The 12,848-nt window shown below is 65.4% G+C and carries 17 protein-coding genes; 14 read left to right on the forward strand and 3 right to left on the reverse strand.

From position 1 onward, the window contains the following. The first annotated feature begins 7 nt into the window (after window positions 1-7). The 4 genes from ASD45_RS02265 (at window position 8) to mgtE (ending at window position 4,806) form a co-directional block, all read left to right on the forward strand. The gene (locus ASD45_RS02265; protein WP_056909992.1) at window positions 8-829 is read left to right on the forward strand and encodes a TIGR00282 family metallophosphoesterase; all 822 of its coding nucleotides are present in this window, start codon (window positions 8-10) and stop codon (window positions 827-829) included. Between the two features lie 83 nt (window positions 830-912). After that, on the forward strand, window positions 913-2,277 hold the full coding sequence (locus tag ASD45_RS02270; RefSeq protein ID WP_056909993.1) for a methyltransferase domain-containing protein: 1,365 nt from the start codon (window positions 913-915) through the stop codon (window positions 2,275-2,277). A gap of 134 nt (window positions 2,278-2,411) precedes the next feature. Beyond that, window positions 2,412-3,158: a YebC/PmpR family DNA-binding transcriptional regulator gene (locus tag ASD45_RS02275; protein WP_056909994.1), complete on the forward strand. Its 747-nt coding sequence runs from the start codon at window positions 2,412-2,414 to the stop codon at window positions 3,156-3,158. A 274-nt stretch (window positions 3,159-3,432) separates the two neighbouring features. Further along, window positions 3,433-4,806 carry a magnesium transporter gene (gene mgtE / locus ASD45_RS02280; RefSeq protein WP_056909995.1) on the forward strand — a complete coding sequence of 458 codons (1,374 nt, stop codon included), beginning with the start codon at window positions 3,433-3,435 and terminating at the stop codon, window positions 4,804-4,806. Between the two features lie 7 nt (window positions 4,807-4,813). Here mgtE and ASD45_RS02285 read toward each other — a convergent pair whose 3' ends face one another. Then, window positions 4,814-5,590, reverse strand: a complete 777-nt coding sequence (locus tag ASD45_RS02285; RefSeq protein ID WP_056909996.1) for a sulfite exporter TauE/SafE family protein — start codon at window positions 5,588-5,590, stop codon at window positions 4,814-4,816. A gap of 96 nt (window positions 5,591-5,686) precedes the next feature. Here ASD45_RS02285 and ruvC point away from each other — a divergent pair, with 96 nt between their 5' ends. The 6 genes from ruvC to ybgC are packed head-to-tail and all read left to right on the forward strand — an operon-like array spanning window position 5,687 to window position 9,170. Next, complete coding sequence (ruvC, locus tag ASD45_RS02290; RefSeq protein ID WP_056909997.1) at window positions 5,687-6,214, forward strand: crossover junction endodeoxyribonuclease RuvC; 528 nt, start codon at window positions 5,687-5,689, stop codon at window positions 6,212-6,214. Further along, entirely contained in the window at window positions 6,211-6,828 is a 618-nt protein-coding gene (ruvA, locus tag ASD45_RS02295) for a Holliday junction branch migration protein RuvA (protein ID WP_056909998.1), read from the forward strand. Before ruvC ends, ruvA begins: the two co-directional genes overlap by 4 nt. 12 nt (window positions 6,829-6,840) lie before the next feature. Further along, window positions 6,841-7,263 (forward strand): cytidine deaminase, encoded by a 423-nt coding sequence (locus tag ASD45_RS02300; protein ID WP_056909999.1) that lies wholly within the window; start codon window positions 6,841-6,843, stop codon window positions 7,261-7,263. Next, window positions 7,260-8,306, forward strand: coding sequence for a Holliday junction branch migration DNA helicase RuvB (ruvB, locus tag ASD45_RS02305; protein WP_056910000.1), 1,047 nt, complete (start codon window positions 7,260-7,262; stop codon window positions 8,304-8,306). The genes ASD45_RS02300 and ruvB overlap by 4 nt, the downstream gene beginning before the upstream one ends. After that, window positions 8,299-8,700 (forward strand): NUDIX domain-containing protein, encoded by a 402-nt coding sequence (locus ASD45_RS02310; protein WP_082540596.1) that lies wholly within the window; start codon window positions 8,299-8,301, stop codon window positions 8,698-8,700. The genes ruvB and ASD45_RS02310 overlap by 8 nt, the downstream gene beginning before the upstream one ends. Then, entirely contained in the window at window positions 8,697-9,170 is a 474-nt protein-coding gene (ybgC, locus tag ASD45_RS02315; RefSeq protein WP_056910001.1) for a tol-pal system-associated acyl-CoA thioesterase, read from the forward strand. The genes ASD45_RS02310 and ybgC overlap by 4 nt, the downstream gene beginning before the upstream one ends. A gap of 28 nt (window positions 9,171-9,198) precedes the next feature. Here the strand turns inward: ybgC and ASD45_RS02320 are convergent, their stop codons facing one another. Next, window positions 9,199-9,834 carry a glutathione binding-like protein gene (locus ASD45_RS02320; RefSeq protein ID WP_056912550.1) on the reverse strand — a complete coding sequence of 212 codons (636 nt, stop codon included), beginning with the start codon at window positions 9,832-9,834 and terminating at the stop codon, window positions 9,199-9,201. An 80-nt stretch (window positions 9,835-9,914) separates the two neighbouring features. On the opposite strand from ASD45_RS02320, the gene ASD45_RS02325 reads away from it, so the two are divergent. The 4 genes from ASD45_RS02325 to ASD45_RS02340 all read left to right on the forward strand — a co-directional run bounded on the left by ASD45_RS02325 (window position 9,915) and on the right by ASD45_RS02340 (window position 12,332). Further along, window positions 9,915-10,583 carry a TetR/AcrR family transcriptional regulator gene (locus ASD45_RS02325; protein ID WP_056910002.1) on the forward strand — a complete coding sequence of 223 codons (669 nt, stop codon included), beginning with the start codon at window positions 9,915-9,917 and terminating at the stop codon, window positions 10,581-10,583. A gap of 74 nt (window positions 10,584-10,657) precedes the next feature. Next, a complete protein-coding gene (locus tag ASD45_RS02330; protein ID WP_056910003.1) occupies window positions 10,658-11,125 on the forward strand; it encodes a nuclear transport factor 2 family protein in 468 nt (155 codons plus the stop codon). A gap of 38 nt (window positions 11,126-11,163) precedes the next feature. Continuing rightward, the gene (locus ASD45_RS02335; RefSeq protein ID WP_244485178.1) at window positions 11,164-11,694 is read left to right on the forward strand and encodes a TetR/AcrR family transcriptional regulator; all 531 of its coding nucleotides are present in this window, start codon (window positions 11,164-11,166) and stop codon (window positions 11,692-11,694) included. A 62-nt stretch (window positions 11,695-11,756) separates the two neighbouring features. Next, window positions 11,757-12,332 (forward strand): methylated-DNA--[protein]-cysteine S-methyltransferase, encoded by a 576-nt coding sequence (locus ASD45_RS02340; protein ID WP_056910005.1) that lies wholly within the window; start codon window positions 11,757-11,759, stop codon window positions 12,330-12,332. On the opposite strand, the gene ASD45_RS02345 is transcribed toward ASD45_RS02340, so the two are convergent. Next, window positions 12,329-12,733, reverse strand: a complete 405-nt coding sequence (locus ASD45_RS02345; RefSeq protein WP_056910006.1) for a DoxX family protein — start codon at window positions 12,731-12,733, stop codon at window positions 12,329-12,331. The two genes, ASD45_RS02340 and ASD45_RS02345, sit on opposite strands and share 4 nt — an antisense overlap. Between the last annotated feature and the right edge of the window lie 115 nt (window positions 12,734-12,848).

The following is a 12,848-nucleotide window of genomic DNA, read 5'->3' on the forward strand; positions in this document are numbered from 1 at the left end:
CAGGCTGATGCGGATTCTGTTTATTGGTGACATTGTTGGCCGTTCCGGCCGCGCCATCGTGCTCGACAGACTGCCGGGACTGGTCAGGGACTGGAAACTCGATCTCGTCGTCATCAATGGCGAGAATGCCGCCGGCGGCTTCGGCATCACCGAGACGATCTACAATGAACTGATCGACGCCGGTGCCGATGCGGTCACGCTCGGCAATCACTCGTGGGATCAACGCGAGGCGCTGGTGTTCATCGAGCGCGCGCCGCGGCTCATTCGTCCCGTGAATTATCCGAAGGGTACGCCCGGGCGCGGCGCCGCATTGGTTGAAGCCAAGAACGGCCAGCGCGCGCTGGTCGTCAACGCGATGGGCCGCATCTTCATGGACCCGCTCGACGATCCGTTCGCCGCAGTCGAGCGCGAACTTGCCGCCTGTCCGCTGCGCGAGGGCGCCGACGCCGTGATCGTCGACATGCATTGCGAAGCTTCGAGCGAGAAGCAGGCGATGGGCTATTTTTGCGACGGCCGCGCTTCGCTGGTCGTCGGCACCCATACGCATGTGCCGACCGCCGACCACCGCGTTCTGCCGGGCGGCACCGCCTACATGACCGATGCCGGCATGACCGGCGATTACGATACCGTCATTGGCATGACCAAGGACGAGCCGCTCAACCGCTTCCTGCGCAAGATCCCGACCGCGAAGTTCGAGCCGGGCGCGGGGCCGGCGACCTTGTCCGGTATCGCGGTGGAAACCGACGACAAGACCGGGCTGGCGAAGAAGGTATCGCCGGTGCGGCTCGGCGGGCTGCTCGACCAGGTCACCCCGGCCTTCTGGGCTTAACCACTCGTTAACCATGATCGCTGTCTGTTGGGCGTTGAACCCGCGCGTCCTGGCGCGCGTCCGGCGACCCTTGGGCAGGCGGCATGGCTCTTCACGTCAACGCGAATTTGGCGCTCAGGCTCGTCCCCGACGACGCGCGGCGGCCGGATGCGCCATCGAAGCTCGATCCGCGGGCGCAACTTGCCGCGCAATTCATTCCGGCGGGCGCCCGCATCCTCGATCTCGGCGGCGGTGGCGGCGACACCTTGCGCGATATGGTGCCGTTCGGCTGTTCGTATGAAGCGGTCGATCGTCTCGCCCATGACAAGGGCTCGCTGATCCACGATCTGACCGGCGCCGAATTCCCGACCAAGGCGGCGACCGAGTGCGACATCGTCGTCATGCTTGGCGTCCTCGAGAAGATCGCCGACCTCGAAGCGCTGTTCACGCATCTGCGGTTCTGCGCCCGCGATGTCATCCTGAGCTATGGCCCGACCAATCTGGTCGGCGGCGAAGAGCGCGCGGCCCGAGGCTTCGTCAATCACCTGGGCTATGCTGATCTGATCACCCTGTTCGACCGCTATGGCTTCCGCGTCGAATGCACCGCGCCCGTGAGCGATTGCGAGATGCTGATGCGGCTGACGCCGTCGGGCCGCGTCGCGCCGGTGATGCCGTGCAACGTCGCGGTGGTGTCGGACAGCGACGCCGGCAATTTCGGCGATCGCCTCGGCCTCTCGATGATCAACGCCGTGCTGCCGGGCGAAGCCCGTGTCCACCATTTGACGTTCAGCACCCTGCGCGAGCGGATGAGTGAGGCTCGCGACGATTATGACCTCGTCGTCGTCGGCGTCGGCAATGCGATGTTCCAGCCCCTGATCGGCGACGACATCGTCCGCATTCTGGAACGGACGAAATCCGCCATCGGCATCTTCGGCACCGCCTATCGCGAACTGATCCCGCGGGCCATGATCGACCGCGTCATCGACCGCCTCGATCTCTGGTACGCGCCCTACGAGGACGACGTCCGGATCTACGGCCGCGGCCGCTCCAACGCCGTCCATCTCGGCGACTGGCTGATCGAGCAGTTTCCGCTGACCGAGGCGAGCCTCGACCAGCCGCTGCAGATCGGCGCCGACATCGGCGCGGAGCTGGCGCTCGACCGCACCATCCAGATCATCCAGCGCCACAAACGAGTGCATTCGGCGCGGCTGCACCCTTTGCTATGCGCGCTCACCGCCGCCGAGTACGCGGCCTTCAGCGAGGAGCCGTCGGGTCGGATGCCGGGCATCGTCTCCGGCAAGTTCCGCTCGATGCTCATCGACATCTTCGGCCGGACCTATCCCGAGCAGCAGTTCTTCATGGTCGATCGGGACGCGGTCGCCCGGTACAAGGCCCGCGTTCACGACAATGTCGCGACGATGCGCGAGCGCGTCGCGGCGATGCTGCGCAACGTGGCGGTGGCTTCCTAGCCCGTTATTCCGGGGTGTCGTGAAGCCTTTCAGGTACGTCCCGGAATGACAGGTTCAGAGTTTATTTTCTCCGTCCGCCGGACTATATAGCGCCCACCAATCCAACCCTTTCAGAACGCGCAAGATAAAGAGCCATGGCTGGTCATTCGCAATTCAAGAACATCATGCACCGCAAGGGGAAGCAGGACAAAGTCCGCTCCAAGGTGTTCGGCAAGCTCGCGCGCGAAATCACGGTGGCGGCCAAGCTCGGCCTGCCGGACCCGGCCTTCAATCCCCGGCTGCGCCTCGCGGTCCTTGCCGCTCGCGCCGAGAACATGCCGAAGGACAATATCGAGCGCGCCATCAAGAAGGCCTCCGGCTCCGACCAGGAGAACTATTCGGAGATCCGCTACGAGGGCTATGCCCCGGGTGGCGTCGCCGTCATCGTCGAAACGCTGACCGACAACACCAACCGCACCGCCGGTGACGTCCGTTCGATCTTCACCAAGGCCGGCGGCAACCTCGCCACCACCGGCGCGGTGTCCTTCATGTTCGACCATATCGGGGTCGTCGAATACGACGCCGACAAGGCCTCGCCCGACGCCATGCTGGAGGCGGCAATCGAGGCCGGCGCCGAGGACGTGATCTCGGACGAGACCGGGCACCAGATCGTCACCCAGCTCGACACCCTCAACGAGGTGACCAAGGCGCTGGAAGCCAAGTTCGGCGAGCCGCGCAAGAGCGGCATGGTCTGGAGGCCGCAGAACACCGTGGCCGTCGACGACGAGGCCGGCGAGAAGATCGTCAGGCTGGTCGAGGCGCTGGAAGAAAGCGATGACGTGCAGAACGTGTACGCCAACTTCGAGCTGTCCGAAGCGCTGATGCAGAAAATGAGCGCCTGATCGCCGTTCCGGGTTTGCGCTTTTAGCGCGCCCCGGAATCACAGCGCTCAGCCAGTTTCTTTTTTACGGCGAATTTGCCTTGACGCTTCTGCGTCGCTCGTCCAATGGAAGGCGCGCGCCAGTGGCCGCGCAAACCTATCGTCAATCGCAGAGATCCCGACAACCATGCCAAACGATGGCCCTAGTATCGGCCTGTACTCGGCGTTCGAGGCTCTAGCGCTTTTGGCGTGACGCACCTCGGCCGGCCGACGATGGCCGTCCTTGAAGGTGCGCTATGGAAACCAACACCCTTCTTCACGAGACCAATCTGCCGCCGGCGGCGCTGGCGCAGGCCATGCTCAAGCAGCATGTCGCCGATAACGCCGAAACGCTGAACAATCTCGAGCTCGAACGCGCCTCGAAGGTGCTGGCGGCCTTGCCTCTCGAGCGCGCGGTCGAGGTGCTCGATCAGCCGGAATTCGTGGCGGCCGCCGAGATCATCGGCTCGCTGCCGGCGCCGACCGCTGCCGCGCTGCTCAACGCCATGTCCGCGGACCGCGCCGCCGATATCGTCCGCCTGCTGCCGGACGATACGAAGACGCTGGTTCTCTCCGTGCTCGACGATGAGACCCGCGTCGCCATCGAGCGCCTCCTGGTCTATCCGGAGGACACCGCCGGCAGCCTGATGACGACGGAGTTCGTCAGCGTGCCCTCGACCTTCACGGTCGGGCAGACCCTGGAGCACATCCGCAGCGTCGAACGCACCCGCGAAACCGTCTACGCGATCTATGTGCTCGAGCCGCACGGCAAGCGGCTCGTGCAGATGGTATCGCTCCGCCGGCTCATTTCGGCCGATCCCGCCGCGCCGATCCTGTCGGCCGCGCGCGACAACAAGCCGATCACGGTCACGCCGCAGACCGATCGCGAGGAAGTCGGCCGGCTGTTCCGCAAATACGACCTGCTGGCCGTGCCGGTGGTCGATCATTTCGGTCACGTGCTCGGCATCGTGACGGTGGACGACGCCATCGACGCCATTCTCGAGGAGAGCACCGAGGACGTGCAGCGTTTCGGCGGTATGGAAGCGATCGACAAGCCGTATCTGCAGATGGGCTTCGGCGCCATGATCAAGAAGCGCGCCGGCTGGCTGTGCGCGCTGTTCCTGAGCGAGATGCTCACCGCCAGCGCCATGCAATCGTTCGAATCCGAACTGGAAAAGGCGATCGTGCTGACGCTGTTCGTGCCGCTGATCATGAGCTCGGGCGGAAACTCGGGTTCGCAGGCGACGTCGCTGCTGATCCGCGCGCTGGCGCTGCAGGAATTGCGGCTCCGCGACTGGTGGCGCGTGGCGATGCGCGAACTTCCGACCGGCATCGTGCTCGGCGCCATTCTCGGCGTCATCGGCATGGTGCGCATCACGCTGTGGCAGCATTTCGGGCTGTACGACTACGGCCAGTACTGGCCGCTGGTGGCGCTGACCGTCGGAGTCGCGCTGGTTGGCATCGTCACCTTCGGGTCGATGGCAGGGTCGATGCTGCCGTTCATCCTGAAGCGGCTCGGCTTCGATCCGGCGAGCGCATCGGCGCCGTTCGTGGCGACGCTCGTCGATGTCACCGGCCTCGTCATCTACTTCAGCGTGGCGCTGGTGATCCTGAAGGGGACGCTGCTCTAGCTTTGTATCAGCGAAGCGCGTCGAACAGCGGCAGGCTGGCAAGCCCCGAGAACGCGATGATGACGTAAGCGAGGCGGCGATAAAGCAGATCGCTGGTGCCGTGGAACCACCAGGCACCGGCGGTCATCGCCGCCGCGAACGGCACGCCGAGGAGAATGGCGAGCGTCAGCACCTGGCCGTCGAACAGCCCGGTGAACAGGTAGGCGATGATCGACAGCGTACCTTCGAGAATGAAATAGACCATGATGTTGGCACGCACGGTTGCAGCGCTGTTCTGACCGCCAAGCCAGAATACGAGGAGCGGCGGCGCCGCGATCTGCACCGAGCCGGCGCCGAAGCCGGCCATGGCGCCGACGCCGAACGAGGCGGCGGCCGTCGGCTTGCCGTGATAGCGCCAGCCGGAGACGAGCACCGCCAGCGCGACCAGCACCAAGGCGGCGATGAACCAGCGCAGGATCAGGACATCGACATAAAGGAGCGCGGCGACGCCGAGCGGCACGAAGACCGCGCCGCCGACGGCGACGGGACCGATCTCGCGCCGCGTCGCCTGCGACCAGACCTTGAGCGCGAAGGGCAGGCTGCACAGCGTGTCGAACAGCAGCAGCGTCGGCGCCGCGACCTGCGGGCTGTACACCGCCGACATCAGCGGCATGTAGATCAGCGCCGAACCGAAACCGGTGAAGCCGCGCACCAGCCCGGCAAGCGCGGCGATGCCGAGGGCGATCAGAAATCGCGGTTCGGCGGCGGCGGCGGCAAAAGCCGGCCAGAAGGGCAGATCGGACATGAGGAATTCCCGGCAGGACCGCCTCTTTAGCAGGCCGGGCCGGCGGGGGCGACCCGCCTTCTGGTCCGCAACGTCCGCGGGGGCTATCAACGGGGCATGGCCAGTCAGGCGATTCGCATTCTCGGCATCGATCCCGGCCTCCGCCGCACCGGCTGGGGGCTGATCGAGACCATCGGCAACCGGCTCGTTCACGTCGCCTGCGGTTCGGTCGAGACCTCGGAGCGTGCCGATCTCGGCGCGCGGCTGGTGGCGCTGCATGACGGGCTCGCCGCCGTGATCGAGCGTTACGCGCCGCAGGAAGCGGCGGTGGAGCAGACCTTCGTCAACGCCAATGGCGCCTCGACCCTGAAGCTCGGCCAGGCGCGCGGCATCGCCATGCTGGTGCCGGCGCGCGCCGGCCTGTCGGTCGCCGAATATGCGCCGAACCTGATCAAGAAGACGGTGGTCGGCGCCGGCCATGCCGAGAAGGCGCAGATCCGCCTGATGATCGGCGTGCTCCTGCCCAAGGCGGACCCGCAGAGCGAGGACGCCGCCGACGCGCTCGCCATCGCCGTCTGCCATGCGCATCACCGCGCCAGCATTGTCATGAAGTTGAAGGTGCAAATGAAGGCTGTCGGGCGATGATCGGCAAGCTCAAGGGCATCATCGACTCCTACGGCGAGGATTACGTCATCCTCGACGTCAATGGCGTCGGCTATCAGGTGCATTGCGCGGCGCGCACGCTCACCGCGCTGCCGGCGCCGGGCGAAGCGGCAACGCTGGCCATTGAAACCTATGTGCGCGAGGACCAGATCAAGCTCTTCGGCTTCACGAGCGATGCCGAGCGCGAGTGGTTCCGACTGCTGCAGACGGTGCAGGGCGTCGGCGCCAAGGTGGCGCTGTCGGTGCTCTCGACGCTGAAAGTGAATGAACTCGCCAATGCCATCGCCATGCGCGACAAGGCATCGGTGGCGCGCACGCCGGGCGTCGGCAACAAGGTGGCGGAACGCATCGTGTCGGAACTGAAGGACAAGGTGCCGGCTTTCGCCGATGTCGATTTCGGCGCCGCGCAGGTGGCCGGCGCGGTCGATGAACGACGCGCGCCGAAGCCGGTGCTCGACGCGGTGTCGGCGCTGGTCAATCTCGGCTACGGCCAGCCGCAGGCGGCGACCGCCATCGCCGCGGCGTCGCGTGCGCTGGGCGAGGGCGCCGAGACCGCGGCGCTGATCCGGCAGGGCCTCAAGGAACTGGCAAAGTGATAGACTGATCGAATGAAGCTGACCGACAAGGACAAGGAACTGATCGCCGCCGCCACCAAGGCGATCAAGCAGCGCTATCGCAACGACTGGCAGGAGGTCGGCGCCGCCCTGCGCACGCGCGACGGCCGCGTCATCGTTGGCGTCAATCTCGATGCCTATGTCGGACGCGGCGCGGTCTGCGCCGAGGCGGTGGCGATCGGGACCGCACTCACCGACAAGGGCGATCAGGGCATCGAGACCATCGTCGCGGTGCGCCATCCCAAGCCCGGCGAGCCGGGCGATATCGCGGTGGTGTCGCCGTGCGGCGCGTGCCGCGAACTCATCCACGATTACGACGCCAAGGCGCGCGTCATCGTGCCGAACGGCAAGCAGGGCCCGGAAGTGACGACCATCGGCGACCTGCTGCCGAACAAATATCGGCGGGGAATGACGTGACCACCGCCCCCAAGCGTCTCGTCACAGCCGACAAACGCGACGACGATTTCGACTCGTCGATCCGGCCGCAGAAGCTGGCCGAGTTCGTCGGTCAGGAGAAGGCGCGCGCCAACCTGTCGGTGTTCATCGAGGCCGCCAAGGCGCGCGGCGAGGCGCTCGATCATGTGTTGTTCGTCGGCCCGCCGGGTCTCGGCAAGACCACTTTGGCGCAGATCGTGGCGCGCGAACTCGGCGTCAATTTTCGCGCCACGTCGGGCCCGGTCATTGCCAAGGCCGGTGACCTCGCGGCGCTGCTAACCAATCTCGAACCGCGCGACGTGCTGTTCATCGACGAGATTCACCGCCTCAATCCGCATGTCGAGGAAATCCTCTATCCGGCGATGGAGGACTTTCAGCTCGACCTCATCATCGGCGAGGGCCCGGCGGCGCGGTCGGTGAAGATCGATCTGGCGCCGTTCACTTTGGTCGGCGCGACGACGCGCGCCGGCCTGCTGACCAATCCGCTGCGCGACCGCTTCGGCATTCCGATCCGCCTCAACTTCTATACCGAGGCCGAGCTCGAGCAGATCGTGGCGCGCGGCGCCCGCGTGCTCGGCCTGCCGATGACGCCGGACGGTGCCAACGAAATCGCCAAGCGCGCGCGCGGCACGCCGCGCATCGCCGGGCGCCTGCTGCGCCGCGTCCGCGACTTCGCCCATGTCGATGGCGACAAGGCCGTCGATCGCGCGATCGCCGACAAGGCGCTGTCGGCGCTCGAAGTGGATGCCAGCGGCCTCGACGCCATGGACCGGCGCTATCTCAAGATGATCGCCGAGAACTACGCCGGCGGCCCGGTCGGCATCGAGACCATCGCCGCGGCCCTGTCGGAGCCGCGCGACGCCATCGAGGACATCATCGAGCCTTATCTGATCCAGAAGGGCTTCATCCAGCGCACGCCGCGCGGCCGATTGCTGACCGGCGCGGCGTTCAAGCATCTTGGCATGGCCGAGCCCAAGCGCGACCCGAGCCAGTTCGGGTTGTTCGCCGGAGAAGAGGATGACTGACGGCATCATCAGGATTGTTGCCGCGGTGATCCGCGATGGCGGCGGCCGCATGCTGCTGGTGCGCAAGCGCGGCACATCGGCCTTCATGCAGCCCGGCGGCAAGCCGGACGCGGGCGAGGACAATCTGACGGCGCTGGCGCGCGAACTCCACGAAGAGCTCGGCTGCCGCGTTCATCCGGACAGCGCGCAATCGCTGGGCGTGTTCGAATGCGTGGCGGCGAACGAGCCGGGTTTCCGCGTCCACGCCTCCGTCTATTCCATCGAAGTCGATGGCGCCATCGAAGCGCGGGCCGAGATCGACGAGGTGCTCTGGGTCGATCCGCGCGCGTTGCCCAACCTGCCGTTGGCGCCACTCACTCGCGACCACATCATGCCGCTGACGAGACTGTCATGAGCCCTCCCCACGCAATCGACGGAACCGTCACCGACGGCCTGCATCACCAGCAGATCCGGGTTTACTACGAGGACACCGATTTTTCCGGCGTCGTCTATCACGCCAGCTATCTGCGCTTCATGGAGCGCGGCCGCACAAATTATCTGCGTTTGCTCGGGGCCGATCACCGCGCGCTGTTCGAAGAAACGGAAAAGGAAGCGCCGGGTTTCGCTTTCGTCGTGCGGCAGATGAAGATCGACTTCAAGCGGCCTGCGAAGATGGACGATCTGCTCGACCTCTATACGCGACCGAAGGAAGTGAAGGGCGCCTCGATCACGCTGCATCAGCAGGTCAAACGCGGCGACGAATTGCTGGTCGAAGCCGACGTGCAGGTCGCCTTTGTCTCCGGCGGCCGGGCCAAGCCGATCCCGAAGCCGTTGCGCATCGCCATGAAGGCCGACCAGGACGCGGTCGCGCCGGCCACGTCGTGACGCAGCCGGCGCGAGAAGTCGCGTGACGTCAGGCGGCCTGATGCCGGGCCTGCTCGGCCTTGTAGAGCGCCAGCTCTTCCTTGAACGCCCTGGCAATGCTTGGGCGGGTCTGCATGCGCGCCTGGTAGGCTGAGATCGCCGGCCATGGTGCCAGATCTACCGGAGTCGCCATGCTCCAGTTCAGCACGGTGTAGAGATAGGCGTCGGCGACCGTGAAACGGTCGAGCAGAAATTCGCGGCCGATCAGATAATTGTTGAGATAGGCCAGCCGCGATTTGCCTTTTTCCAGGGCGTGCCGCTTGGCGTCGTCGTTCAATGCCTTCTCGAACAGCGGAATGAACAGCGCCTTGTGCAACTCGGTGCCGATGAAGCACAGCCATTGCTGCAACTTGGCGCGCTCCAGGTCGTCGCGCGCCGCCATCTGCGCGTCGGGATAACGCGAGGCGATGTATTGCAGGATCGCGGCGTTCTCGGTGAGGATCGAACCGTCGTCGAGTCGGATCAGCGGCACCATGCCGAGCGGATAAATCGACAGGAAATCCTCGCCGTCGGAAGTCTTCTTGGTTGTGGGATCGACCTCGGTGAACTGCGCATCGGCCTTGGCTTCGTAAAGGGCGATGCGGCTGGCGAGCGAGCAGGCAAGGGGCGAGAAGTACAGTTCCAACGATCCATTCATGGGCGTCTCCCGGTTTGATATTTGTACTGTCTCGCACTAAATTAGAGACGTCAAGGATTAATTGCGAAATGGTACAAAAACAGGCGAAGCGCCGAGCCAAGATACCGGCGGCAGCGGATCAGGCGGCGGAGCCGCGCCGGCGTGGCCGGCCGCGTGCATACGACCCGGAAACGGCGCTCGCTGCCGCAGCCGAGATCTTCTGGAATAAGGGCTATGACGGCACGTCGCTCGACGATCTGGCCGCCGCGACCGGCATGAACCGGCCGAGTCTCTACGCCGCCTTCGGCGACAAGCAGACGCTCTATCTGAAAACGCTGGCGCGCTATCGCGAGGAGGCGCGCATAGGGTCGGTGGGGCTTCTCGAGGACGATCCGCCGCTGCGCGTCTTCCTCAAGCGCTTCTACAAGGGCGCGCTCAATCTCTACATCACGCGCGATGGCAATGCCCGCGGCTGCTACACCGTCGGCACGGCGGCAACCCAGGCCGTTGCGGATCCGAAAGTGCGGGCCTTCCTCGTCGAAAGCATCCGCGGCACCGACGAGTTTCTCGCCGAGATCATCGCGAAGGCCCGTGACAGAGGCGAACTGCCGCGCTCGGCCGATCCGCACGCGCTGGCGCAGCTTGCCAGCGGCACTCTGCATACGCTCGCCGTGCGCGCGCGCGCCGGCGTGCCGCGCAAGGAGCTCGATGCGCTGGCTGCCGTCACGGTCAGCACGATCTGCGGCCCGGAGCACTGATTCTGCCGGCTTGACAATTCATTGTACCGATCGGTACAGACAGAGGCTCAGTGAATTCTCACGGAGTACTCGTCATGCCGCGCCCGCCACTTCCGCCATTTACGTTGGAGACCGCTCGCCAGAAAGTGCGTATGGCGGAGGACGCGTGGAACAGCCGCGATCCCGAACGCGTATCGCTCGCATATACCGAAGACAGCACCTGGCGGAATCGCTCGGAGTTTCTCCAGGGCCGCGCCGCCATCGTCGCCTTCCTCACGCGGAAGTGGGAGAAGGAGAAAGACTACCGTTTGGTCAAGGATCTGTGGGCGTTTCACGACCGTTTCATCGCCGTGCGATTTCAGTATGAGTGGCACGACAGCAAAGGCGACTGGTTCCGCTCCTACGGTAACGAGCAGTGGGAATTCGACGGCGAGGGCCTGATGCGCCGTCGTGAGGCGAGCATCAACGATGTGCCGATTGCGCCGGGCGATCGTCGCTTCCACTGGACCGCGCCGGGGCCGCGCCCGGCCGAGGTGCCCGGTCTGTCGGGAGAGCCATTCTGAAACGCGCGAAGCCTGTCGCAAGCTCACCCCGCGCAGCGTTGCTGCCTCAGCTCGGCGAAGTGTTTCGCACCCATGGCTATGAAGGTGCGAGCCTGACGCTCATCACCGCGGCGACCGGGCTCGGCAAAGGCAGCCTTTACCATCTGTTCCCCGGCGGCAAGGCGCAGATGGCAAAGGAGGTGCTCGCCGAGATCGACCAATGGTTCGAGCGCGAGGTGTTTGCACCGCTGCGCGACAGCGCCGACGCACAAGCCGGCATCGGGCAGATGTTCAAGGCCACCGACGTCTACTTTCGCTCGGGCCGGCGCGTGTGTCTGGTCGGCGTCTTCGCGCTGGGCGCCGCGCGCGATGAGTTCGCCGACGCCGTGCACGGCTATTTCGATCGCTGGCGCGAGGCGCTGGCCTCGGCGCTGGAACGTGCCGGCCATGCGCGCGGCGAAGCGAAGGAATTGTCAGAGGATATTGTGGCTGGCATCCAGGGCGCGCTGGTGCTGGCCCGCGCCGCCGACGACCCGAAGGTGTTCAGTCGCACGCTCGCAAGGCTGAAGCGGCGCGCGGGAGGCCGATAACGCCTGAGGATCGCGGTAGAAACCGGGTGGCGGACTCGGCCCGGCAGCGCCATGTTACGATTATGGATGAGCAAGCCTTCACATTGTTCGATACCGCGATCGGGACCTGCGGCGTTGCCTGGAATGCGCGCGGGCTGATCGGCGTGCAATTGCCGGAGGCGGACGCCGCGGCGACACGCCGGCGGATGGCAAAACGTTTTCCGCAAGCCCAGGAGGCCAGCCCGCCACCTTCGGTGCAGGAGGCGATCAAGGGCATCGTCGCGTTGCTCAATGGCGAGAAACGCGACCTGCGCGCCGTCGCCATCGACGACAGCGAAACGCCCGAGTTCAACGCCCGGGTTTATAAAATCGTGCGGCAGATTCCGCCTGGCGAGACGCTGACCTATGGCGAGGTCGCCGAGCGCCTCGGCGACAAGACGCTGGCCCGCGCCGTCGGCCAGGCGATGGGGCAGAACCCGTGTCCCGTCGTCATGCCGTGCCATCGCGTCATGGCGGCAAGCGACCGCAGTGGTGCGAAGACCGGCGGCTTCTCGGCCCCCGGCGGCGTGGTGACCAAGCTCAAGCTGCTGACCATCGAGGGCGCGCAGCCGGGCGGCCCGACCTTGTTCGACACGCTGCCGCTCGCGGTGCGCCGCTAGGTGGCGCGAGCCGCGCCGATCTTCCACGTCAGCCTGTCGCCCGGGCCATAGGCGGCGGCGAACAGCAGGCCGGCCATAAACGTGAAGTGATCGACGAAGAAGCCGAACTCGGCCTGATTGCCGGCCCAGTGCGAGGGCCCATGAAAGGCGAAGCCGAGGAAGATCACGTAGGCCGCCGCGAGATAGGACGCATAGGAAAAGAACGCGCCGGTAAGGAACGCCAGCGCAAGCGCGACTTCGAAGAACGCGGCGAGCCAGGCCAGCACCATCGGCATCGGAAAGCCCGCACCCGCGATGTAATTGGCCGTCGTTGCCATATCCATGAACTTAAAAACGAATGCCATGACGAAGACCGCGCCGAAAATCAGCCGCGCGACCAGAATCGAGATTGTGACTGCCATAGAGGTTTCTCCTCCGTTCCATGGGCGTGCCGCATTGAGCGATCGTCCTGACCGATATACCGCACCGGCCATCGACGGGCCCACCCGATTCATGTAAAGGCCCTTCACATGAGGG

Origin of the sequence: Pseudolabrys sp. Root1462, assembly GCF_001426945.1 — a bacterium.
GTDB lineage: Bacteria > Pseudomonadota > Alphaproteobacteria > Rhizobiales > Xanthobacteraceae > Pseudolabrys.

Coding starts and splice junctions, on each gene's coding strand:
- ASD45_RS02265 (WP_056909992.1), top strand. CDS start 8: ATGCGGATTCTGTTTATTGGTGACATTGTTGGCCGTTCCGGCCGCGCC.
- ASD45_RS02270 (WP_056909993.1), top strand. CDS start 913: ATGGCTCTTCACGTCAACGCGAATTTGGCGCTCAGGCTCGTCCCCGAC.
- ASD45_RS02275 (WP_056909994.1), top strand. CDS start 2,412: ATGGCTGGTCATTCGCAATTCAAGAACATCATGCACCGCAAGGGGAAG.
- mgtE (WP_056909995.1), top strand. CDS start 3,433: ATGGAAACCAACACCCTTCTTCACGAGACCAATCTGCCGCCGGCGGCG.
- ASD45_RS02285 (WP_056909996.1), bottom strand. CDS start 5,590: ATGTCCGATCTGCCCTTCTGGCCGGCTTTTGCCGCCGCCGCCGCCGAA.
- ruvC (WP_056909997.1), top strand. CDS start 5,687: ATGGCCAGTCAGGCGATTCGCATTCTCGGCATCGATCCCGGCCTCCGC.
- ruvA (WP_056909998.1), top strand. CDS start 6,211: ATGATCGGCAAGCTCAAGGGCATCATCGACTCCTACGGCGAGGATTAC.
- ASD45_RS02300 (WP_056909999.1), top strand. CDS start 6,841: ATGAAGCTGACCGACAAGGACAAGGAACTGATCGCCGCCGCCACCAAG.
- ASD45_RS02310 (WP_082540596.1), top strand. CDS start 8,299: ATGACTGACGGCATCATCAGGATTGTTGCCGCGGTGATCCGCGATGGC.
- ybgC (WP_056910001.1), top strand. CDS start 8,697: ATGAGCCCTCCCCACGCAATCGACGGAACCGTCACCGACGGCCTGCAT.
- ASD45_RS02325 (WP_056910002.1), top strand. CDS start 9,915: ATGGTACAAAAACAGGCGAAGCGCCGAGCCAAGATACCGGCGGCAGCG.
- ASD45_RS02330 (WP_056910003.1), top strand. CDS start 10,658: ATGCCGCGCCCGCCACTTCCGCCATTTACGTTGGAGACCGCTCGCCAG.
- ASD45_RS02340 (WP_056910005.1), top strand. CDS start 11,757: ATGGATGAGCAAGCCTTCACATTGTTCGATACCGCGATCGGGACCTGC.
- ASD45_RS02345 (WP_056910006.1), bottom strand. CDS start 12,733: ATGGCAGTCACAATCTCGATTCTGGTCGCGCGGCTGATTTTCGGCGCG.